20 protein-coding genes are annotated in these 20,599 nt (G+C 69.1%); 16 read left to right on the top strand and 4 right to left on the bottom strand.

Going from position 1 to position 20,599, the window contains the following annotated elements:
* The first annotated feature begins 2 nt into the window (after positions 1 to 2).
* The 7 genes from BS329_RS32670 (at position 3) to BS329_RS32695 (ending at position 10,212) form a co-directional block, all read left to right on the top strand.
* Entirely contained in the window at positions 3 to 959 is a 957-nt protein-coding gene (locus BS329_RS32670; protein ID WP_076165826.1) for a carboxymuconolactone decarboxylase family protein, read from the top strand.
* Between the two features lie 318 nt (positions 960 to 1,277).
* Entirely contained in the window at positions 1,278 to 7,112 is a 5,835-nt protein-coding gene (locus BS329_RS32675) for a type I polyketide synthase (protein WP_076165829.1), read from the top strand.
* Position 7,113: 1 nt separating this feature from the next.
* Complete coding sequence (locus BS329_RS32680; protein ID WP_076165831.1) at positions 7,114 to 7,554, top strand: acyl-CoA thioesterase; 441 nt, start codon at positions 7,114 to 7,116, stop codon at positions 7,552 to 7,554.
* Positions 7,555 to 7,557: 3 nt separating this feature from the next.
* Positions 7,558 to 8,127 (top strand): flavin reductase family protein, encoded by a 570-nt coding sequence (locus tag BS329_RS32685; RefSeq protein WP_076165834.1) that lies wholly within the window; start codon positions 7,558 to 7,560, stop codon positions 8,125 to 8,127.
* A gap of 15 nt (positions 8,128 to 8,142) precedes the next feature.
* Positions 8,143 to 8,310, top strand: coding sequence for a DUF6222 family protein (locus tag BS329_RS44015; RefSeq protein ID WP_167480045.1), 168 nt, complete (start codon positions 8,143 to 8,145; stop codon positions 8,308 to 8,310).
* A gap of 158 nt (positions 8,311 to 8,468) precedes the next feature.
* Complete coding sequence (locus BS329_RS32690; RefSeq protein ID WP_425266390.1) at positions 8,469 to 10,010, top strand: acyl-CoA carboxylase subunit beta; 1,542 nt, start codon at positions 8,469 to 8,471, stop codon at positions 10,008 to 10,010.
* A gap of 10 nt (positions 10,011 to 10,020) precedes the next feature.
* Positions 10,021 to 10,212: an acyl-CoA carboxylase subunit epsilon gene (locus BS329_RS32695; RefSeq protein WP_076165840.1), complete on the top strand. Its 192-nt coding sequence runs from the start codon at positions 10,021 to 10,023 to the stop codon at positions 10,210 to 10,212.
* A 71-nt stretch (positions 10,213 to 10,283) separates the two neighbouring features.
* Here BS329_RS32695 and BS329_RS45245 read toward each other — a convergent pair whose 3' ends face one another.
* Positions 10,284 to 10,415 carry a hypothetical protein gene (locus BS329_RS45245; protein ID WP_279628219.1) on the bottom strand — a complete coding sequence of 44 codons (132 nt, stop codon included), beginning with the start codon at positions 10,413 to 10,415 and terminating at the stop codon, positions 10,284 to 10,286.
* Between the two features lie 180 nt (positions 10,416 to 10,595).
* Here BS329_RS45245 and BS329_RS44020 point away from each other — a divergent pair, with 180 nt between their 5' ends.
* From BS329_RS44020 to BS329_RS32730, 8 genes are all read left to right on the top strand, one after another.
* Positions 10,596 to 10,745 carry a hypothetical protein gene (locus BS329_RS44020; RefSeq protein WP_167480046.1) on the top strand — a complete coding sequence of 50 codons (150 nt, stop codon included), beginning with the start codon at positions 10,596 to 10,598 and terminating at the stop codon, positions 10,743 to 10,745.
* A gap of 112 nt (positions 10,746 to 10,857) precedes the next feature.
* Positions 10,858 to 11,166: a DUF6235 family protein gene (locus BS329_RS32700; protein WP_076165842.1), complete on the top strand. Its 309-nt coding sequence runs from the start codon at positions 10,858 to 10,860 to the stop codon at positions 11,164 to 11,166.
* 240 nt (positions 11,167 to 11,406) lie between these two features.
* Positions 11,407 to 11,892 carry a DUF6423 family protein gene (locus BS329_RS32705; protein ID WP_076166591.1) on the top strand — a complete coding sequence of 162 codons (486 nt, stop codon included), beginning with the start codon at positions 11,407 to 11,409 and terminating at the stop codon, positions 11,890 to 11,892.
* 8 nt (positions 11,893 to 11,900) lie between these two features.
* Positions 11,901 to 13,220: an FAD-dependent oxidoreductase gene (locus BS329_RS32710; protein ID WP_076165845.1), complete on the top strand. Its 1,320-nt coding sequence runs from the start codon at positions 11,901 to 11,903 to the stop codon at positions 13,218 to 13,220.
* On the top strand, positions 13,213 to 13,689 hold the full coding sequence (locus tag BS329_RS32715; protein ID WP_076165848.1) for a DUF6187 family protein: 477 nt from the start codon (positions 13,213 to 13,215) through the stop codon (positions 13,687 to 13,689). The genes BS329_RS32710 and BS329_RS32715 overlap by 8 nt, the downstream gene beginning before the upstream one ends.
* Complete coding sequence (locus BS329_RS32720) at positions 13,661 to 14,206, top strand: carboxymuconolactone decarboxylase family protein (protein ID WP_076165850.1); 546 nt, start codon at positions 13,661 to 13,663, stop codon at positions 14,204 to 14,206. The genes BS329_RS32715 and BS329_RS32720 overlap by 29 nt, the downstream gene beginning before the upstream one ends.
* A 284-nt stretch (positions 14,207 to 14,490) precedes the next feature.
* Complete coding sequence (locus BS329_RS32725; protein WP_076165853.1) at positions 14,491 to 14,682, top strand: hypothetical protein; 192 nt, start codon at positions 14,491 to 14,493, stop codon at positions 14,680 to 14,682.
* 234 nt (positions 14,683 to 14,916) lie between these two features.
* Positions 14,917 to 15,522: a response regulator transcription factor gene (locus tag BS329_RS32730; RefSeq protein ID WP_076166594.1), complete on the top strand. Its 606-nt coding sequence runs from the start codon at positions 14,917 to 14,919 to the stop codon at positions 15,520 to 15,522.
* A gap of 31 nt (positions 15,523 to 15,553) precedes the next feature.
* Here the strand turns inward: BS329_RS32730 and BS329_RS32735 are convergent, their stop codons facing one another.
* Complete coding sequence (locus BS329_RS32735; RefSeq protein ID WP_084750484.1) at positions 15,554 to 17,899, bottom strand: sensor histidine kinase; 2,346 nt, start codon at positions 17,897 to 17,899, stop codon at positions 15,554 to 15,556.
* A 373-nt stretch (positions 17,900 to 18,272) separates the two neighbouring features.
* On the opposite strand from BS329_RS32735, the gene BS329_RS32740 reads away from it, so the two are divergent.
* A complete protein-coding gene (locus BS329_RS32740; RefSeq protein WP_076165860.1) occupies positions 18,273 to 18,893 on the top strand; it encodes an L-threonylcarbamoyladenylate synthase in 621 nt (206 codons plus the stop codon).
* 73 nt (positions 18,894 to 18,966) lie between these two features.
* Here BS329_RS32740 and BS329_RS32745 read toward each other — a convergent pair whose 3' ends face one another.
* Together BS329_RS32745 and BS329_RS32750 are read right to left on the bottom strand one after the other, a co-directional pair.
* The gene (locus tag BS329_RS32745; protein ID WP_076165862.1) at positions 18,967 to 19,653 is read right to left on the bottom strand and encodes a winged helix-turn-helix transcriptional regulator; all 687 of its coding nucleotides are present in this window, start codon (positions 19,651 to 19,653) and stop codon (positions 18,967 to 18,969) included.
* A gap of 61 nt (positions 19,654 to 19,714) precedes the next feature.
* A complete protein-coding gene (locus tag BS329_RS32750) occupies positions 19,715 to 20,509 on the bottom strand; it encodes an AfsR/SARP family transcriptional regulator (RefSeq protein ID WP_076165865.1) in 795 nt (264 codons plus the stop codon).
* Positions 20,510 to 20,599: the final 90 nt, after the last annotated feature.

Genomic DNA, 20,599 nt, shown 5'->3' on the forward strand with positions numbered 1-20,599 from the left:
TCATGGCGCCGGCGCTAATTCGACTCGCGCTGCGGCGGGTGTCGCGCGAAGTCCGGTACGTCCGGCCGGTTCCCTTCGGCCGGGCGACCGGGCTCGTGCGCGACGTCTACCGCGGGCTCGAACGGGACTTCGGCATGCTGGCCCCGCCGGTCGCCCTGCATTCGCCGTCGCCGGCGGTTCTCGCGGCGAGCTGGGTGATGCTGCGGGAATCGCTGGTGGCGGCGGGGGATACTGGCCGAGCGGACCGGGAGGTCGTCGCTTCGCTGGTGTCGCGGGCGAACTCGTGTCCATACTGTGTCGAAGTGCACGGGATGGCACTGGATTCGCTCGGGCGTTCCTCGGTGGCTTCGGCGATCGCGGCGGGTGAGACGGTGCCGGATCCGCTCGCCGGGGCCTTGTCGGCGACGGCGCGGGCGGAGCTGACCGCGGTCGCGTTCACGTTTCACTACCTGAACCGGGTGGTGAGCGTGTTCCTCGGGCCGTCACCGCTGCCTTCTTCCGTGCCGGATTCCGCGCGTGCTCGGGCCAAGGCCGTGCTGGGGCGGTTTCTTCGTCCCGTGGAGGACGCGTCGCCGGGGGTCTCCGTGGATCTCTTGCCGCCTGGATCGCGCGACTTCTCGTGGGCGTCGGGAAATCCGGTCGTCGCGGATGCCTTCTCGCGTGCGTCGCTGGTATTCGATTCGGTGGGGATCTCTCCTGTCGTGCGGGATGTCGTGTTCCGGCATCTGTCCACTTGGGACGGTTCGCCGCCCGGACTGAGCCGGGCTTGGGTGGACGGCGTCGATGATCCCGTGGCTCGATTGGCTTTGGTGGTCGCGAAGGCGCCTTATCAGGTCGATGACGCTTTGGTCGCCGGTGCGGGTTTGGGCGATCGAGAGCTGGTCGAACTGGTGGGGTGGGCGAGTTTCACCGCCGCCGCACACCGCGTGTCGCGCACTTCGATCCGCAAGGCGGCCTGATACCGCAACCACTCGACTACTGGCGGGGACTCACGCGTCGGGATCGCGCGTGAAGGCCCCCTTCCCTTCGCTGAGCCGAGGGAAGGGGGCCTTCACGCGCGAAGTTGTGACGTGTGGTGATGTCGCGACGGGGCGTCCGAAGTGCACGGTCGCCAAATTCGTTGCCCGCCTTCAACAACATGAGAGAAGACTCCGCGACCTGCTCCGGTTCATGCTTGACCGGACCGCAGATGCGGACGGCGACCGTGCCTCTGAGGACAGAGCGCCGGAACCGGATTCCATGACTTGAGTGGTTGAGAGCTAGGGGAGTGCGGTGGCATGAGCGTTGAGCGGATTTCGATTGTCGGTATCGGTCTCCGATACCCGGACGCCGGTTCCCCGGATGAACTGTGGGAGAACGTCCTCGCCGGCCGCCGGGCGTTCCGGAGACTGCCCGACGAGCGGATGAACCGCGAGGACTACTACTCGCCCGACCCAGCGGCTCCGGACCGTTTCTACGCCCAGAAGGCCGCGGTCCTCCGCGACTACGAATTCGACCGGATCAAGTACAAGGTCGCGGGCAGCACGTTCCGGTCGACCGACACCACGCACTGGCTCGCCCTCGACGTCGCCGCGCAGGCCTTGGCGGACGCGGGTTTCCCGGAAGGTGAAGGGCTGCCGAGGCCCGCCACCGGCGTGGTCATCGGCAACAGCCTCACCGGCGAGTTCTCGCGGGCCAACATCATGCGGCTGCGCTGGCCGTACGTGCGCCGCACGGTCGCGGCGGCGCTCGCCGAGCGCGGCTGGGCCGAGGGCGACACCGTCGAGTTCCTGCACGATCTCGAGGCGCAGTACAAGGCGCCGTTCCCCGAGATCGACGAGGATTCGCTCGCGGGCGGGCTGGCGAACACGATCGCCGGCCGCGTCTGCAACTTCTTCGACTTCGGGGGCGGCGGGTTCACCGTGGACGGTGCCTGCTCGTCGTCGCTGCTTTCCGTTGTCACCGCGGCGAACGCGTTGTGCGAGGGTGATCTCGACGTCGCCGTCGCGGGTGGTGTCGACTTGTCGATCGACCCGTTCGAGGTGATCGGGTTCGCCAAGACCGGCGCACTCGCCAAACGCGAGATGAAGGTCTACGACGCCGACTCCAACGGTTTCTGGCCCGGCGAGGGTTCCGGCATGCTCGTGCTGATGCGCGAGGACGACGCCATCGCGCAGGGTAAGCGGATCTACGCCTCCATCGGTGGCTGGGGTGTCTCGTCCGACGGCAAGGGCGGCATCACGCGGCCTGAGGCGTCGGGGCACCGCCTTGCGCTCAAACGGGCCTACGACAAGGCGGGATACGGCGTCGAGACCGTCTCCTACTTCGAGGGGCACGGCACCGGCACCGCGCTGGGCGACGCCACCGAGATCGAGGCGCTCTCCACCGCCCGCCGCGACGCCGACCCGCTCGCCGAACGTGCCGCGCTGAGCACGATCAAGGGCAATATCGGGCACACCAAGGCCGCCGCCGGGGTCGCCGGGCTGATCAAGGCGACCTTGGCGGTCTACCACCAGGTCATCCCGCCCGCGACCGGCCACTTCGAACCACACGAGTCGCTGGTCGGTGACTCCGCGCGGATGTACGTCCCGGCCGAGGCCGGGCTGTGGCCTTCGGATCACCCCGTGCGCGCGGGTGTTTCGGCGATGGGCTTCGGCGGCATCAACTCCCACGTCACCGTCACCGAAGCGCCGGGTGCGGCCCGGCGCAAGGAACTCGACGAGAAGACCCGGACGCTGGTCGCCGGACGGCAGGACACCGAACTGCTGCTGCTCGACGCCGACGACGCCGCGTCGCTGCGCGGCCGGGTGACCGGGCTGCTGGAGGTCGTCCCGAAGCTTTCGCTCGCCGAGCTGGCGGACCTCGCCGGCACGCTTTCCGTGGAACTGTCCGGAAAACCGGTGCGGGCGGCGATCGTCGCGACCAGCCCGGAGGACGCCGAGCGCAAACTGTCCAAGCTGCTCGACCTCCTCGGCGAAGGCGAACCGGAAGTCTTCTCCGCCGGTGAAGGCCTCTTCGTCACCTCGCGTACCAAGGGACCGAAGATCGGCTTCCTGTTCCCTGGCCAGGGTTCCGGGCAGGGCACGGTCGGCGCGGTGCGGAAACGCTTCGCCCACGCCGACGACATCTACCGCGCCGCGGGCCTGTCCACCGGCGCCGACCAGGTCGCCACCGACGTCGCGCAGCCGCGCATCGTCACCGGCTCGCTGGCCGGGCTCCGAGTCCTGAAGAGTCTCGGGATCGAGGCGCAGACGGCGGCCGGGCACAGCCTCGGCGAGCTGACCGCACTGCACTGGGGCGGCGCGCTCACCGAACGCGAAGTGCTCAAGCTGGCCAAGGTCCGCGGCAAGGTGATGGCGGGCGCCAGCGCCGGAAACGGCGCCATGGCGGGAATCGCGGCCGCGCCGAACGTCGTCGAGCGGATCGCGGACGGCGAGGACGTCGTCATCGCCGGCTACAACGCGCCCGAGCAGACCGTCCTTTCCGGACCGGCGGACGCCATCGAGCGGGTGGTCGCGCTGGCCCGCGCCGAGGGCGTCACGGCGACCAGGATCAACGTCTCCCACGCGTTCCACTCGCCCGCGGTCGAACCGGCCGCCGAGGCGATGACCGAGGAACTCGCCGCGTTCGCCTTCACCCGGCTCGACCGGCCCGTGGTGTCCACTGTGACCGGTGACGTCCTGCACGCCGCCGAGGACCTGCGTGATCTGCTGCGCGACCAGGTGGTCCTGCCGGTGCGTTTCCGTGAGGCGGCCGCGAAGGTCGCCGAGCGCAGCGACCTGGTGATCGAGGTCGGCCCCGGCCGGGTGCTCACCGGCCTGTTCGGCGAGATCGCGCCCGGCACCCCGGTGCTCGCGATCGACACCGACAGCCCGACGCTGGCCGCGGTGCTGAAGGTCGCCGGTGCCGCGTTCGCGTTCGGTGTCCCGCTGGACACCTCGGCGCTGTTCGCCGGCCGGGTCGTCCGGTCCCTGCCTGCCGACGGTGTGTTCAACTTCCTGGCGAGCCCGTGTGAGGCCGCGCCGTCCATCGGCGCGGAACTGGCTCGCGACCGCGTTGCCGACACCACCGAAGCCACCGCGGGGGAGGCGTCGGAAAACGGCGGCAGCAGCACGCTCGACCTGCTGCGCAAACTCGCTTCCGAGCGGGTCGAACTGCCGCTCGAAGCGGTCACCGCCGACACGCATCCGCTCGACGACCTGCACCTTTCGTCGATCACCGTCGGCCAGCTTGTCAACGACGTGACCCGCGCGCTCGGCCGTCCGGCGCTGGAGGGCATGCCGAACTTCGCGACCGTCTGCCTCGGCGAACTCGCCGAGATGATCGACGAACTCGCGCAGACGGCCAAGCCCGCCGACAGCAACCAGGCCGAGGTCGCCGGTGTCGGACCGTGGGTCCGGCCGTTCGCGGTCGAATACGTCGTCGCACCGAGGCCCGCGCCCGATCTGACCCCCGGCGTCTCCACCGCTGGTCTCTCGAAAGCGGAGTGGACGGCGTTCGCGGCCGAAGGCCACCCGCTGGCCGAGCCGCTGCGTGCGGCCCTGGCCAACGCGGGTGTCGGCGACGGTGTCCTCCTGTGCCTGAACGAGGACAGCGACGCCGATGACGTCGGATTGTTCCTGGACGCGGGCCGCGCGGTGCTGGCCGCGCCCAACGGCACGCGGTTCGTCGTGGTGCAGCACGGCCTCGGCGCTTCCGGTCTGGCGAAGACGCTGCGACTGGAAGACCCGTCGGCCCGCACCACGATCGTCGATCTCGCCGACGTCAACCCGGTCGACCCCGAAGCGATCGGCGCGGCGGTGTCCACTGTGGTCACCGAGGTCGCGGCGACGAACGACTTCAGCGAAGTCCGCTACGACCCGGCGGGTGTCCGTTCGGTGCCGAAGCTCGCCGCCCTCGCACCTTCGGAAACGGAGGGGACTCCGCTGGGCACGGACGACGTCCTCCTCGTCACCGGTGGCGGCAAGGGCATCACCGCGGAAAGCGCGCTGGCGCTGGCCAAGGACTCCGGTGCGAAACTGGCGCTGCTGGGCCGGAGCGATCCGGCCGACGACGCCGAACTTTCGGAGAACCTCGGGCGGATGGCGGCGGCGGGTATCACCTACCGCTACGAACGCGCCGACGTCACCGCCGCACAGCAGGTGGCGGACGCCATCGGCCGGATCCAGGCCGAGTTCGGCCCGGTCACCGCGGTCCTGCACGGCGCGGGCCGCAACGAGCCCGCGGCGCTGTTCTCCTTGACCGAGGAGACCTTCCGCAAGACGCTGGCGCCGAAGATCGGCGGCCTCAACGCCGTCCTCGACGCCGTCGACCAGGACAGGATCAAACTGCTGGTCACCTTCGGCAGCATCATCGGACGGGCGGGCCTGCGCGGTGAGGCGCACTACGCCACGGCCAACGACTGGATGACCGAACTGACCGTGCGCTTCGGCCGCGAGCATCCTCATGCGCGGGCGATCGCGCTCGAATGGTCGGTCTGGTCCGGGACCGGGATGGGCGAAAAGCTCGGTGTCGTCAGCGCTTTGATGCGCGACGGCATCACCCCCATCCCGACCGAGGAGGGCATCGAGATCCTCCGCCAGGTCGTCGGCGATCCGGCCGCCCCGTCGGTACTGGTCGTCTGCGGCCGTACCGCGGGGCTGGCCACCCTGCCGGTGGAAAAGCGCGAACTGCCGCTGACCCGCTTCGTGGACCGGGCGGTCGTGCACTACCCGGGGGTCGAGCTGATCACCGAGGCCGACCTGTCGGCGGGCAGCGACCCGTATCTGGCCGACCACCTGCTCGACGGCCAGCTGCTGTTCCCGGCGGTGATCGGCATGGAGGCGATGACCCAGGTCGCCAAGGCCACGCTGGCCGTGGAATCCCTGCCGGCACCGGTGTTCTCGGACGTGGAGTTCCTGCGCCCGATCATCGTCTCGCCGGGCGGTTCGACCACGATCCGGCTCGCCGCGCTGGCCAGGGACGCCGAAACGGTGGACGTGGTGCTGCGCAGCGGGGAAACCGGGTTCAGCGCCGACCACTTCCGTGCCCGGTTGCGGTTCAGCAGGCCGGATCCGCTCGGTGAGACCGTCGTCCGCGACGTCGCGCTGCCGCCGGTCCCCGTCGACCCGACGACCGAGCTGTACGGCACGGTTTTGTTCCAGGGCAAGCGATTCCAGCGGGTCATCGGTTACCGGCGGGCCAGCGCGCGGCACGCGGTCGCGGAGATCGCGACCGGCGCCGAGGTCGACTGGTTCGCGCCGTTCCTCCCGCAGGAACAGCTACTGGCCGACCCGGGCACCCGTGACGCGATGATGCACGCGATCCAGTGCTGTGTCCCGGACGCGACCCTGCTGCCGCAAGGGATCGAGCGGCTGTATCTCGCCGAGCCCGGCGAGCAGGATCCGGAGTTCGTGCTCCTCGACGCTCGCGAGCGTTCGCAGGACGGTGACAGCTACGTCTACGACCTCGACGTCCGTAACCCGGACGGGAAGCTCGTCGAACGCTGGGAAGGCCTGAAACTGCGCGCGGTCCGCAAGCGTGACGGTGAAGGGCCATGGGTCCCGTCGATGCTCGGGTCCTATTTGGAGCGTGCGGCCGAACGACTGCTCGGCTCGTCCCGCGCGATCGTCGTCGAACCGGACCCGATCGGCGTCCCGGTCGAGACCACACCGGAACGGCGGGCGCGGACGGCGCTGGCGGCGGGGCGCGCCGTCGACGCCCCGCTCGAGATCCGCTACCGCCCGGACGGGAAACCGGAGGCCGACGGGGTCGAGGTGAGCGCGTCCCACAGCGCCGACCTGACCCTGGCGATCGCCGGTACCGGCCGGATCGCGTGCGACGTCGAGACGGCGATCGAACGGACGCCGGAGGACTGGGCGGGTCTGCTCGGCGAGGATCTGCTCGCGGTGGGCGAACTGCTCGCCGCCGACGCCCGCGAGCCGCTTTCGGTCGCGCACACCAGGGTCTGGAGCGCGCTGGAATGCGTGCGCAAGACCGGCGACATGACACAGGCGCTCACCGTGCACCGGGTCGACCCGGACGGCTGGGCGGTGCTTTCCCACGGCAACGCCCGCATCGCCACCTGGGCCACGACCGTCAACGACAGGACCGATCCCGTCGTCTTCGCGGTGCTCCAGGGAGAGGAAGACTGACATGGCCGACTACTACGAGATCCTCCATACGGTCGGATTCGAAGAGACCAACCTGGTGGGCAACGTCTACTACGTGAACTACGTGCGCTGGCAGGGCCGATGCCGCGAGATGTTCCTGAAGGACAAGGCACCCGCGGTCCTCGAAGAGGTCCGCCACGACCTCAAGCTGTTCACGCTCAAGGTCGACTGCGAGTTCTACGCGGAGATCACCGCGTTCGACGAGCTGTCCATCCGGCTGCGGCTGGAAGAGCTGACCCAGACCCAGATCCAGTTCACCTTCGACTACGTCCACCTCACCGACGGAGGTGAGCGGCTGGTCGCACGGGGACGGCAGCGGATCGCGTGCATGCGCGGCCCCAACACGGCGACGGTGCCCAGCCGGGTCCCGGAGCAGTTGCGTGAGGCGCTGGCCCCGTACGCGGTCAACGGCAAGGGAGAGTGACCGGTGGGATCTCAGGAGCCTTCGCGGCCGGTGCTGAAACGCCTGCCGACGCCGGCCACACGGCGCCGGTTGTCCGCGCAGGCCGGGCTGCGGGAGGTGATGGGCCAGTTCGCCACCGGGGTCACCGTGCTGACCGCCGGGGGCGAACGGGCCCACGGGATGACCGCCAACGCCGTCACCTCCGTGTCACTCGAACCGCCGATGGTGCTGTGCTGCGTTTCCCGCGCGGCCCGGATGCACGAAGCGATCGTGACGGCAGGCTCGTACGCGGTGACGGTGCTGGCGTCGGACCAGAAGGACCTCGCGAAGTACTTCGCCGACTGGCGCCGCCCGGCGGGGCTCGCGCAGTTCGACTCGGTGGACTGGACGGCCGGGCCGCGGACCGGCGCCCCACTGCTCGACGGCGCGCTGGCGTGGCTGGAATGCGAACTGGCCGAGGTCTACGAAGGCGGTGACCACTCGATCTTCCTCGGCAAGGTGGTCGCCTCCAGCCGCGGCACCGCGCAGGACTCGCTGGTCTTCTACGGCGGCGGCTACCACCAGATCGACGGCCGCGTGCGAGCGTCGGCCTGAGCGAAAGGAACTGTCATGACCATCAACGAATCCGCCACGCCCGCTCCGGTTCTTTCGCCAGAGCGGCCGCCGGTGGTGACCACGATGCCTCGGCTCGGGCGGGGGGTGTGCTGGCGCGACATCGTGCGCGAGATCGAACTGGACGAGCTCGAGCGCGAGGCGCGGATGAAGGAGGCGGCGTGACCCTGCAAGGCGATCCGGGCGCTCAGCGCACGGAGGATTCCGAGGTGGTGCCGCTGCCGGAAGACCGGCTGCGGCGCCCCCGGATCCCGAGGGCGACCGACGGGCAGGTGATCCCGCTCGCCCGCGGCGCCGAACCGGTGCACCCGCCCGAACCGACGATGCCGTTGCTGCGCACCCAGCGCGACGAACTGCGCGAGCACATCGTCGACGGACGGCTCGACGGCGTCCGGCGGCAGCACTCGCTCGGCAAGCACACCGCGCGGGAACGGCTGGATCTGTTGCTGGACCCCGATTCCTTCACCGAGGTCGAGCTGTACCGGCGGCATCAGGCGAGCGGGCTCGGGCTGGCGGAGAACCGGCCGTACACCGACGGCGTCGTCGCGGGTTCGGGCACCATCGACGGCAGGCGCGTGTTCGTCTACGCGCAGGACTTCACCGTCTTCGGCGGTTCGCTCGGCGAGGCGCACGCGGCGAAGATCCACAAGGTGATGGACCTGGCGATCTCCACCGGTTCGCCGCTGATCGGGCTCAACGACAGCGGGGGAGCGCGGATCCAGGAAGGCGTCATGGCGCTCAACGGCTACGGCGGCATCTTCCGCCGTCAGGTCGAGGCGTCCGGGGTCATCCCGCAGATCAGCGTGGTGCTGGGACCGTGCGCGGGCGGGGCGGCGTATTCGCCCGCGCTCGCGGACTTCGTCTTCATGGTGCGCGACACCGCCCGCATGTACCTGACCGGGCCGGACGTCGTCGAAACCGTGACGGGGGAACGCGTCAGCCACGACGAACTGGGCGGCGCGGACGTGCACGGCGCGTCGTCCGGCGTGGCGACCGTGGTGCACGACGACGAGGAGACCTGCCTCGCCGACGTCCGCTACCTGGTCTCGCTGCTGCCGTCGAACTACCTGGACCCCGCGCCCCGCGAACCGTCGCAGGACGCGGGCAAGGACCGGCGGCCGCGGTTCGCCGAACTCGTCCCCGTGGAGCCGAACAAGCCCTATGACATGCGGGACGTCTTCGCGGAGCTGGCCGACGACGGCGAGTTCTTCGAGTTGCACGAACGATGGGCGCAGAACGTGCTGTGCGCGCTCGCGCGGGTCGACGGACGTGTGGTCGGCCTGGTCGGCAACCAGCCGGTGGTGTTCGCCGGCGTGCTCGACGGCCCGGCGTCGCAGAAGGCGGCGCGGTTCGTGCGGTTCTGCGACGCGTTCAGCATCCCGCTGGTGACGCTCGTGGACGTTCCGGGCTTCCTGCCCGGCGTCGAGCAGGAGCACTCCGGGATCATCCGGCACGGCGCGCAGCTGCTGCACGCCTACTGCGAGGCGACCGTGCCGAGGATCCAGGTCATCCTGCGCAAGGCCTACGGTGGTGCGTACATCGTGATGGACTCGCGGTCCATCGGGACCGATCTTTCCCTGGCCTGGCCGACCAACCAGATCGCCGTGATGGGCGCCGAGGGCGCGGTGAACGTGCTGTTCCGCAAGGATCTCGCCGCCGCGCCGGACCCGGACGCGCTGCGCGCCCACCTGGTCGGGGAGTACACCGAGGAGTTCATGAACCCGCACTACGCCGCCGAACGGGGCCTCGTGGACGATATCATCGACCCGGCGGACACGCGGTCCGCCGTCGCCAGGGCGCTGGACATGCTGCAGGACAAGCGAAAGGCGGCGCCTCAGCGCAAGCACGGCAACCACCCGATCTGAGGGGAGCGCCATGTCACCGTCCGAAAAGGACACAGCGCCGGCCTTCCGGGTCCTGCGGGGGGACCCGGAAGACGCCGAACTCGCGGCACTCGTCGCCGTCTTCACCGCGCTCGCGGCGACGGCGCCCCCACCGGTCGCGCCCGCGCGTTCGGCCTGGTCCCCGCGGACTCCGGCGATCTGGCGTACCTCCGCCCTGCGGTGAAACCCGCACCTCGCGTGATCAGACGGACAACTGGTGAGTTGTCCGTCTGATCACGCGAGTTCGCCGTCTGATCACGCGTGTCGTCCTTTTTGTGCCGGGTCTCGTTGCTCGGGGACGGCCGGGTCGGGCCACGACAGGCCCAGCAGGTCGATGTCCAGCTCGTCGTCGGCGTAGATCTCGTACGGGTCGAGGCGCTCGGTCATGGCGTGCTCCTTGGTTTTCCGGGTAGGACAAGAGGACTACCGGGACCCCCTCCCCGGCGACTCGTTATTTGCTCATCGGGATCTCCAGCCGTCCTCGAGCACGCCACGATCGGCTTCCGATCGGACGGGTCCATCCTTGGTTGTCAAGTGAGCTCTTCATCCAAGGCCGGGAGGAACGTCATGACGGCACAGGTGCGAATTTGGGTCGTGACCGATGATTTCGACCCGCGCGGGATCACCGAGACCGAGCAGGCGGCCATCGTCCCGGAACCGAGGTGGAGCGCGGAAAACGAGGCCACGGCCGAGCACATCGTCCTCGGCTACAACTAGCGCCATGAGCCACGACCGGCATGGACGGCAAGATCAAAGAAGACCACCGGGTATCACGCGCGGGAGAATGAACATCCCCCGTGACCCGGCGACACCTCGAGGAGGCCTTCGGATGGCTATGCGCCTCCAGCTCACGTCGGGTTTGCAGGTGCTGGAAGAATGGGCGATCAACGCCCCGCAGGCTGATCGCAATGTTATCTACGAAGCCCTCTTCGCGGTAGCCGATGGATCCGCTTTTCTCATCTACGACATTTTCGGAGATGGCCGGGATCCGCATCAGTTCATCATTCTGGTGAAACACGACCTCGTCATCAGGATAGGGCTGCGGCGCACCGACTCCTCGTTCGAGATCGGCTATATCGGCGCGCTGGAGCAGGGCTCGCCCGCCGCGGTATGGGCCGAGGACTCCGACGGATCCTGACCGGTACCGCCGAACGGCCCAGTCCTCGGCGCCGGTGCCGGCGGTCTTTCGCGGTAGTGGATCATGTGTTCCTCATCTTGACACCGTCCACTTCGGCGTGAAATTCTTCCGGTGTTTGCGAATATGGTAATTCTGCCGGTCGAAAATTGCTTTTATCGAGGTCTGGAGGCTGGAAAAATGTCGTCACCCGAATTCCCTGGACTCGACGTTTCCACGCGGGTACGCGCGCGTGACATTCAGATGGCCGGGGTCGCCGACGTCCGTCGCCGGGTGCTGATGATCTCCGGCGCGATCGACACCACCGACCACGACGTCTCCGTCAGCGTCAACCTGCCGGAGCCGGGCCGTTGGCAGGTGATCAAGTCCGAGACCAATCTGACCGACAAGACCTGGGTCGCGATGCAGGTCGTCACCGACGAGGACTCGACCTTCGTCAACGACGCCGAGACCCTGGTGCTTTCCCGCCAGTTCTCGAAGTCCTTCATGACGCCGGACCTTCGCCGCCTCACCTTCTACGACGGCGAGGTCCGCCCCGGCGAGGCCGTGCTGAAGGTGTACTCGCTGGACGCGGGCGGCCGGAAGCCGACCTATTCCTACTCCCGCTACAGCCCGATCGCGACCGACACGGTCGAGCAGTCCCAGCAGACACTGGACGAGATGATCGTCAACGGGATGAGGCAGCGTCCCGTGATCGAGCTGATCGTCCCGGTGACCGTGATCGGCTGAGCACGCCGGTGATCACCTTCGTTCCGGAACCCCGTCTGCTCGAATCGCCGCGCGGCCGGGAGTGGCCGGTCCTGCCAGCCACCCGCCCGGCCACCACCCCCGAACCGCCACCCGGCGCCGACGTCGTCATCGTCGGCGCCGGCCCCGCCGGGCTCGCCGTCGCTTCCGCGCTGTGGCACCACGGCGTGCGCGACATCGTCGTCGTCGACCGCGACGGCCGCCCCTGCGGCCGCTTCTTCGACCGCGTCGACCTGCTCGGCCAGCGCGTACTGCGGTCGCCGTACGAACACCACCCCGGTGTCGAGGGCTACCGCGACTGCGAACTGCTGGACTTCGCCCGGCTGCACTGGTCGGTGCTGACCCCGGTGGAACGCCGGGAGGTCCGGATGGCGCAGGCCGGGCACCGCTCGGTCGTCCCCGTCGACGTCTTCGAGGCCTACTGCACGCATCTGGCCGCGAGTCATCACGTCACGGAACGGACCTGGCGCGGTTCGGTCCGTGAGGTGCTGCCGACGACGCAAGCCGTCACCGTGCGCGCCGACCGGTTCTCCGTCACCGCCCGCCACGCGGTGCTGTGCCTCGGCGAGGAGCGCCGGTCCGCACCGGACACCTGGTGGGGTGGCGGCTATCCGCCGCGTGGCGTGAGCTACTGGGACGAACCCGTTCCCAGCGGCGGGAAACGGCTCGCTGTCGTCGGCGCCGGCCTGACCGCCGCGCATCTGATCGCCACCGGGCTCGCCCAAGGCCGCGAGGTGCGTTGGATCGTCCGTGAAGCGGGCGAGCGGTACCAATGCGCCGACGTCAACTCGTCGTTCTTCCGCCCCGAAGGCCGTGCCCGCTTCGACGGCGTGAGCTGGTCCGACCGGCTCGCGCTGATGGGCCGGTTCCGCCGCGCGTCGATCATGTTCGAGTTCCGGCCGATGCTCGAAGCGGCCGAAGCCGAAGGGCGGCTGGTCGTGCATCGCGGCAAGGCGATCGCGAAGGTGACGCCGGGCGTCGGCCTCCACCTCGAAGACGGCACGACCGTCACGGCCGACCACGCCGTCCTGGCGCTGGGCACGACGCCGTCCATCGGCCACGGCCTGATGCCCGACGAGGCCGTCCTGGATCGTGGCGGCTGGCCCCGGCTGGACGAGCGCACGTTCGCCTACGTCGGCGCGCCGCGGGTCTTCGCCGTCGGCGCGGCCGCGGGGATGGCCCTGGGCCCGGCCGCGCGCAACATCGACGGTCACCGCGTCGCCACCGCGCGGGTCGCGGCCGCCGTCGCCGAAAACCTGCGGCGGGACGCCCCGCTGCGGTCCGCGGGGAAGGACGTCGCCCGTGTCTGAGCCCTACGATTCCCGGTTCACCCTGCCCTCGATCGACGACGACCCGTCGACCGAGGCAGGCGTGATCCTGATGGGCTTGGACGCCGAGCGCCTGCTCGCCGGTGTCGGGCTCGCGCGGATCGCCGACGAGCCCGCACTGGTCGCGCTGGCCGTGGACCAGGCCAGGCACGAAGCGCTCGCCCTGGACACCGACGCGCTGATCGAAGCCGGGATCACCCGCTGGCGCGCGGTGCGCCCGCTGATCGCGGCAGTTCCGGAGGTGACCGTGGCCGGTGCCCTGCGTAAAGAATGGGAACAGACCACCGCGAGGGTCATCGCCACGGTGACCGGGCTGGGGCCGGCTTCGGTCGCCTGCCTCGCGGCCTGCTGGCTGCGCCGCGACGACGTCGACAGGTTCGCCGAACACGGGCGGCCGCCGGAAAAGGGGAGTGTTTCACGCGATGTCCTATCTCGGGTCTTTGCCGACTGACGCCACGTTGCTGCAGGTCTTCCAGAAGTTCCCCGCGCATGCGTCGAAACTGCTGGACTTCCACGAACTGATCATGCGGGCGCCGTCGGCGTTCGGCGCGGGGGAACGGGAACTGATCGCCGCGTACGTCTCCGGCGTCAACGATTGCCGGTACTGCCACGGGGTCCACACCGTCACCGCGGAGACTTTCGGTGTGCCGGAAGGACTTCTGGCCGCCGCACTGGCCGATCTGGACTCCTCGCCCGTGGACGTCCGGATGAAGCCCGTGCTGGCCTACGTGGGCAAGCTGACGCGGACGCCGTCGAAAGTGACCGACGCCGACGCCGAAGCCGTGTTCGCGGCGGGCTGGGACGAGGCCGCGCTGCACGACGCCGTCCTCGTCTGCGCTCTGTTCAACTTCATGAACCGGATGGTCGAGGGGCTCGGGATCCGCGCCGACGCCGCGTACGCGAAGACCTCGGGCGTGCGGCTGAAGGAGGGCGGGTACGCGGGTCTGGCGAGGCTGCTGGCCTCCTGATCGGGCGCGGGCATGACTAAGCCATTCGTGTCTGTGTTCGTCCATTTGGGCACTGTCGGTCACCGTCGCCCGTTAGGTGGGTTCAGTCACTTTCCGTGACTGGATTGCCTGCCTGTTACTCCACCCGATGGTCATGATCGCGGAAGTGGAGCAGTCCAGGAGAACCTTCTGGTGTAGGCGAAAAGCCCACTTTCGCGATGATTCCTGGCACTGGCCGCTCCCGGCCCCGGGAAGCACGCTTTCCTCATCGAAGGAAATCCACCGGAACGCCTGGGAGCCACTCGATGAAGAACGCTGTGACCGACAACGTCCGCTCGCTCTTCGCCATCCGAGGAATCGACACCGACTCCGCCGGGAGCCGGGTCGACCTGGTGATCGATCATTTCGACAACGGGACGAACCGGCCGGGCGGGCAGGTCTTCGACTGCTTCACCGGCGCCTGTTGCACCGCTCCGCCCCTGGCTGAGGCGAGCTGAGAACACCCCCGCCTGCCGCCACTCGCACCCCGAACGCGAGTGGCGGCGGCCGCGCGCGCCGGGCTGGCGACGGAAAGTCACCGACCGACTGCTGAATTCGTAGCCAGATGACACTTTTGCCCTAGCGCCGCCGAAGTGGACCAAGCGAACTCACCACCCGAACGGTGGAACGCGTTTCGCCCGAGCGTGTTTATCTTGGGGCCACGGGGGCGTGCATGGAGGGGCGGCGCGATGGTGATCCGAGTTCTCGTGGCCGAAGACATGCACATCGTCAGGGGCGCGCTCGTGGCGCTCCTGCGGTTGGAGCCGGACATCGAAGTGGTGTCCGAAGTGGCGTCCGGTGACGAGATCCTCGCCGCCGCGCGGACTTCGCGTACCCAGGTCGCGGTCATCGACATCGATCTCCCCGGCAAGGACGGGCTCACCGCGGCCACCGAACTCCACGAGCAGCTGCCCGAGGTCAGAACGCTGATCTTGACCAGTCTCGGCAGGCCCGGCACGCTCCGCCGGGCCTTGGCGGCCAAAGTGAACGGGTTCCTGTTGAAGGACGCCCCCGCGGAGAAGCTCGCCAACGCCGTACGCGGCGTCGCGGCCGGACGGCGGATGGTCGACGGCGACCTGGCGCTCGCCGCCTGGGACACCGTGGAATGCCCGCTGACCCCGCGCGAGATCGACGTCCTGCGGTTGACCGCGGAAGGCCGCGACACCCTGGAGGTCGCGGCGAAGGCCTTTCTCTCCACCGGAACCGTGCGCAACTACCTGACCACGATCGTTTCGAAGCTCAACGCGCGCAACCGGGTCGACGCGATCCGCATCGCCAAAGAGTCCGGCTGGATCTAGACCCGCGGTCCTTCACGGACTTGGGAAGGGTCTAGACCGGCACCACCGCGCGCAGCCGGAACCGCCCGTCGGCCTCGACGCCGGCGGTCAGCTCACCGCCGAGTCCGGCGACGCGGTCGGACATGTTCGTGATGCCACTGCCCGCGGCCTCGACCCGCACCGGCTTCTCCGTCTTCGGCCGCCCGTTTTCGACACCGTCGTTGACGATGTCCAGTGAGACGCCGTCGCCGATCCGCCGCACGGCGATCTCACAGCGTTCGACCTTGCTGTGCCGCAACACATTCGTGACGCCCTCGCGCAGCACCACGGCCAGCACCGTGCGCACCGTCGACGGCAGGTCCTCGTGCTCGATCTCCAGCCGCACCTGGACGTCGGCGGCCACCAGCACCGCCTGCGCGGACCGGGACTCCTGGTCCAGCGACAGTTCCCGGTAGCCGCTCGCCACCGAGCGGACGTCGGTCAGTGCCTGCCGCGTCAGGCCGAGGATCTCCAGCAGCTCGTCGGAGGCCCGCTTCGTGTCGATGTCCATGATCCGGCTGGTCAGCTCGCTCTTCAGCGCGATCGCCGAAAGGCTCATCCCCAGCAGGTCGTGCAGGTCGCGGGCGAAGCGCAGCCGCTCCTCCGCGACCGCGACCTCGGCGAGCCGCTTCCTGGTCTCGCCCAGTTCGGTCACCAGCCGGATCAGCCAGATCAGCCCGAAGACCATCAGCCCGGTGTTCAGGATGGACGCGAAACTGTAGAAGCCGCCGAGGAAGTCGGTGCCGTACTCGATCCGGATCAGCACCACGCCGACGGCGGTCGCGGCGAACGCCGTCCATCCCGCCAGTGGCGGCAGCACCAGCAGCGCGGTGCCGGCGAACAGGCTGGGCAGGCTCACCCAGGTGCTCCCGAGCGGGATCAGCGGCAGGAAGATCAGGCAGGCCTGGACGAACAGCAGCGCGTAGCTCTGCCGTGAGCGCAGCCGGACGTTCGGCCTGGCGAAATAGGACAGTTGTAGCGTGATCAGCGCGGTGAGGTAGCCGACGGTGAACACGACGTACCAGGTGTCCTCGGTCAGCGCGGTCCAGAAGTCGTGCCCGGTCAGCATGAAGGCCCGGGTCAGCGCGGAGAGACCGAAGAGGATGAAGACCACCGTCAGCGTCCACTGGACGTTCCTGGCCTCGATCCGGGACCAGTGGCCGGGTTCCTGGGCCAGCGCCGTCTCGGTGGGCTCGACCTGGTCGGGCACCGGGAGTTCGGCGCGCAGCCGCCACCGGCCCGCCGCGTCGGGGCCGGCGCCGAGCGTTCCGCCGTGCCCGGAGACCTCTCCGGTCACCGCCCGCAGGCTCTCGGCCGTTTCCTCCGGGACGTCTTCGTGTGCCGTCCCGTCGTGGACGATCTCCAGCGTGACCCGGCCCTCGCTCTCGCGCACGGTGATCTCGCAGTGCTCGACGCCGGTGTAGCGGAGCACGTTCGTGACGCCCTCCCGCAGCACCTTCGCCAGCAGCGTCCGCAGCTTCACCGGCAGTTCGACCTGTTCCAGGTCGACCCGCACCGCGACGTTCGACGCCGAGAGCAGCGAGATCGCGGTCCGTGATTCCTTGTCGAGCGACAGCTCCCGGTAACCCCTGGCCACCGAGCGCACGTCGGACAGCGTCCGCTGGGCGATCCCGGTGATCTCGGCGAGTTCTTCGCGGGCCCGGTCCAGCGACTTGCGCAGCAGCCGGTGCACCAGCTCACCCTTGAGCGCGATCGCGGAAAGGCTGAGGCCGAGCAGATCGTGCAGGTCCCGCGCGAACGCCAGCCGCTGCTCGGCCACGGCGCGCCTCGCCAGTTCGGTCCTGGCCTGGTGCAGTTCGGTCACCAGCCGCGCGAGCCAGGTCAGCAGGTACACGACCAGCGCGTAGAAGAACGCGCTGATGCTGTCGAACACCGCGCCGAGCCAAGTGTCGTCGTAGGTCCACAGGATCCACGTCGTGCTCGCCATGAACACGGTGAACACCGTCCAGCCCGTCCGCGGCCGGAAGATCAGCAGCGCACTGCCTGCCGCGAGGGTGGTCAGTGAGCTCAGCGCCGCCTCGAAGTGCAGGGTCGGCAGGTAGGCCAGGCAGGCCTGGACCACCAGCATGCCCTTCGCGAGCTTCGTGTCCAGCCGGACCGCCGGACGGCTGAAGAACAGCAGCTGGATCGCCAGCACGGGCCCGACGTACAGCACCGCCAGCAGCCCGTGCCAGAAGTCCACCCCCGGCCGCAGCAGCACCGCGAGGAGTCCGAACAGACAGGAGTTGACGAAGACGACGGTGATGATCAGCCCGGCGAGGAACAGTGCGCGCCGGGGGCGCCGATCGATCCCGGCGGTCCCCAGAGGTTCGGCGGTCACCGCGAGCTGTTCCGGCACAGGCACCCCAGTGGTAACAGGAGACGTCTTACTCTTCGTCGTGCTTCGCCCTCACGACGGCCGAGGGCGGGCGCCGCACGACCTTCCATCGCGGTGTATTCGGATCCTAACCCATGCCCGTTACCCCGGTTGATCGTTCAGGGTAAGGGAGAACGACAAACAGGAAGACGTTTTCCCGGCCGAGGCCAGGGAAAGTCCCGCCGGTCACCCGGCCGGGTGTGGGACGTTCGCACCCTGCGAACGGTCGCGGAACACGCCACGATGGAAGAGATGAGGATCCACTGTGTACCGAACAGCGTGAACGGGTCCCCGGGTACGCCACGCCGGGCGGCCTGTCGCGGCGGGAGCGGGCCGGTGGCCTTAAGCTCGGCGCATGGCCAGGTATTTCGACGTACATCCGGAAAATCCGCAACGGCGCGCGATCGGACAGGTCGTCGACATCCTGCGCGAGGACGGACTGATCGCGTACCCGACGGACTCCTGCTTCGCGCTGGGCTGCCAGCTGGGGAACAAGGACGGCATCGACCGCATCCGGAGCATCCGCAAGCTCGACGACCGCCACCACTTCACCCTGGTGTGCCAGGACTTCGCCCAGCTGGGCCAGTTCGTGCACATCGACAACACGGTGTTCCGGGCGATCAAGGCGTCCACGCCGGGCAGTTACACGTTCATCCTCCCGGCGACCAAGGAGGTTCCGCGCCGCCTGCTGCACGCCAAGAAGAAGACCGTCGGCGTGCGCATCCCGGACCACGTGGTCACCCAGGCACTGCTGGGGGAACTCGGCGAACCGCTGCTGTCGAGCACGCTGCTGCTGCCCGACCAGGAGGAGCCGATGACCCAGGGCTGGGACATCAAGGAGCGGCTGGAGCACGTGGTGGACGCGGTGATCGACTCCGGCGAGTGCGGGGTCGAACCCACCACGGTCATCGATTTCTCGGCGGGGGAACCGGAGATCGTGCGGCGCGGCGCCGGCGACACCGTACGCTTCGAATAGCGCGATTCGGCACCTGCTCGCGATCGTCGCGTGCGCATCCATCGCAAGCAGGTGCCTAATGGCGGGCTGCTTCTCAGTGCGTGACGAGCCCTTCGGCCTTCGACGGCGCCGAGGGGATGTGGAACAGCCGCGTGAACAGCTCCAGATGCGCCGGGTCGCCCTTGATGGCCACCGCGCCGCAGGTGAGCGCGCTCGTGGCGTCCAGCTCGCCGTTCAGCAGCTTGAGCATGAGCGGGCCGCGCGGCTCGATGACGATGTCCGGGTCGGGGTGCGGGCCCTCACCCGCGGTCACCGCGCCGTCCTCGACCACCGCGTGGACGATCATCTGGTCGCCGTAACGCAGTTCGAACGAGCCATGGACGCCGTGGGCCTCGTCCGGCTGGAACGTCGTGTACAGCGACAGGATGGCCGCGTCGAGGGTGAACAGGTCGTCCACCGCGGGGTCGGTGAGCGAACGGGCACCCCACAGGCCGAGCTGCAGCAGGATCTGGTCGAGGTCGTTGCCGTACTCGGTCAGCTCGTAGACCACCCCGGCGTCGAGCTGGGAAAGCACCCGGCGCTGGACGACGCCGTGCCGTTCGAGTTCGTTCAGCCGGGTCGACAGGATGCTCGTCGGGATCTTCGGCAGGCCATGCCGCAGTTCGTCGAAACGCTTCGGGCCGAGCACCAGGTCGCGGATCACGAGCAGGGACCAGCGTTCCCCGATGATCTCGAGCGCGCGGGCGAGGCCGCAGAACTGGCCGTAGGTGCGAGCGGTCATGCTTGACTCCTCAACTTCCTGGATCTGGTGGCGGGGTGGTGTTCGTTCGCCGGTCCGGTGATCAGCGGACCGGATGTCCCTCGGAGAGCAGTTCGCGGTGCAGCTCTCGCAGTTCGGCGCAGGGTTCCACCCCCAGTTCGTCGTCGAGCCTCGCCCGCAGCCACTCGTAGGAGGCCAGCGCGTCGCTACGCCGCCCGCTGAGCCCCAGTGCGCGGATCAGCTGGGCGTGCAGGGTTTCGTCGAACGGGTTCGCGGTGGCCAGCGACCGCAGCACCCCGAGCATCTCCCGATGCCGCCCGGCGCGGATCTCGGCCTCGATCCACAGGTCACGGGCGTTGCGCCGGTGCTCCAGCAGATAGACTGTGTAGGCGGCCAGCGTGGGTCCACAGTGGATGTTGGCCAGCGGTGGACCGGACCACAGGTCCAGCGCGGTGCGGAACGCGTGCGCGGCCGCCGCGTTGTCGCCGTCGCTCAGCAGGTCGCGGCCCAGGTGGTGCAGACGCTGGAACTCCGCCACGTCGACAACGGCCGGGTCGACGTCCAGCCGGTACCCGGGCGGGCTGGTGACCAGCAGGCCGTCACCGCCGGGATCGAGGTGGCGGCGGAGGTGGTGGACGTAGGTGTGCAGGGTCCGGCGGACACTGCGCGGGGGAGTGTCGTTCCACAGCTCGTGGACGAGGGAGTCGACGTGGACCGTCTTGCCTGGCCGGATGAGCAGCATCGCCAGCAGTTGCAGGAGTTTCGGTGTGGTCGGCGCGCGATCGGCCCCGCCGGCGTGCAGTTCGAGCGGGCCGAGAAGCCGCGCGCGCACCGCGATGTTCGCGACGTCTCCCGGTTCGGTACTCATCCCGTGCATCCCCTGCCCCTCCGGTGGACTCCCCCTCTGTGACGGTGACAGAGGGAGAACCTTCGGAACAGTGCCGGAAACACCCGGTGAACCGTGATT

The organism is Amycolatopsis coloradensis, assembly GCF_001953865.1.
In the GTDB taxonomy this organism is placed as follows: Bacteria; Actinomycetota; Actinomycetes; order Mycobacteriales; family Pseudonocardiaceae; genus Amycolatopsis; species Amycolatopsis coloradensis.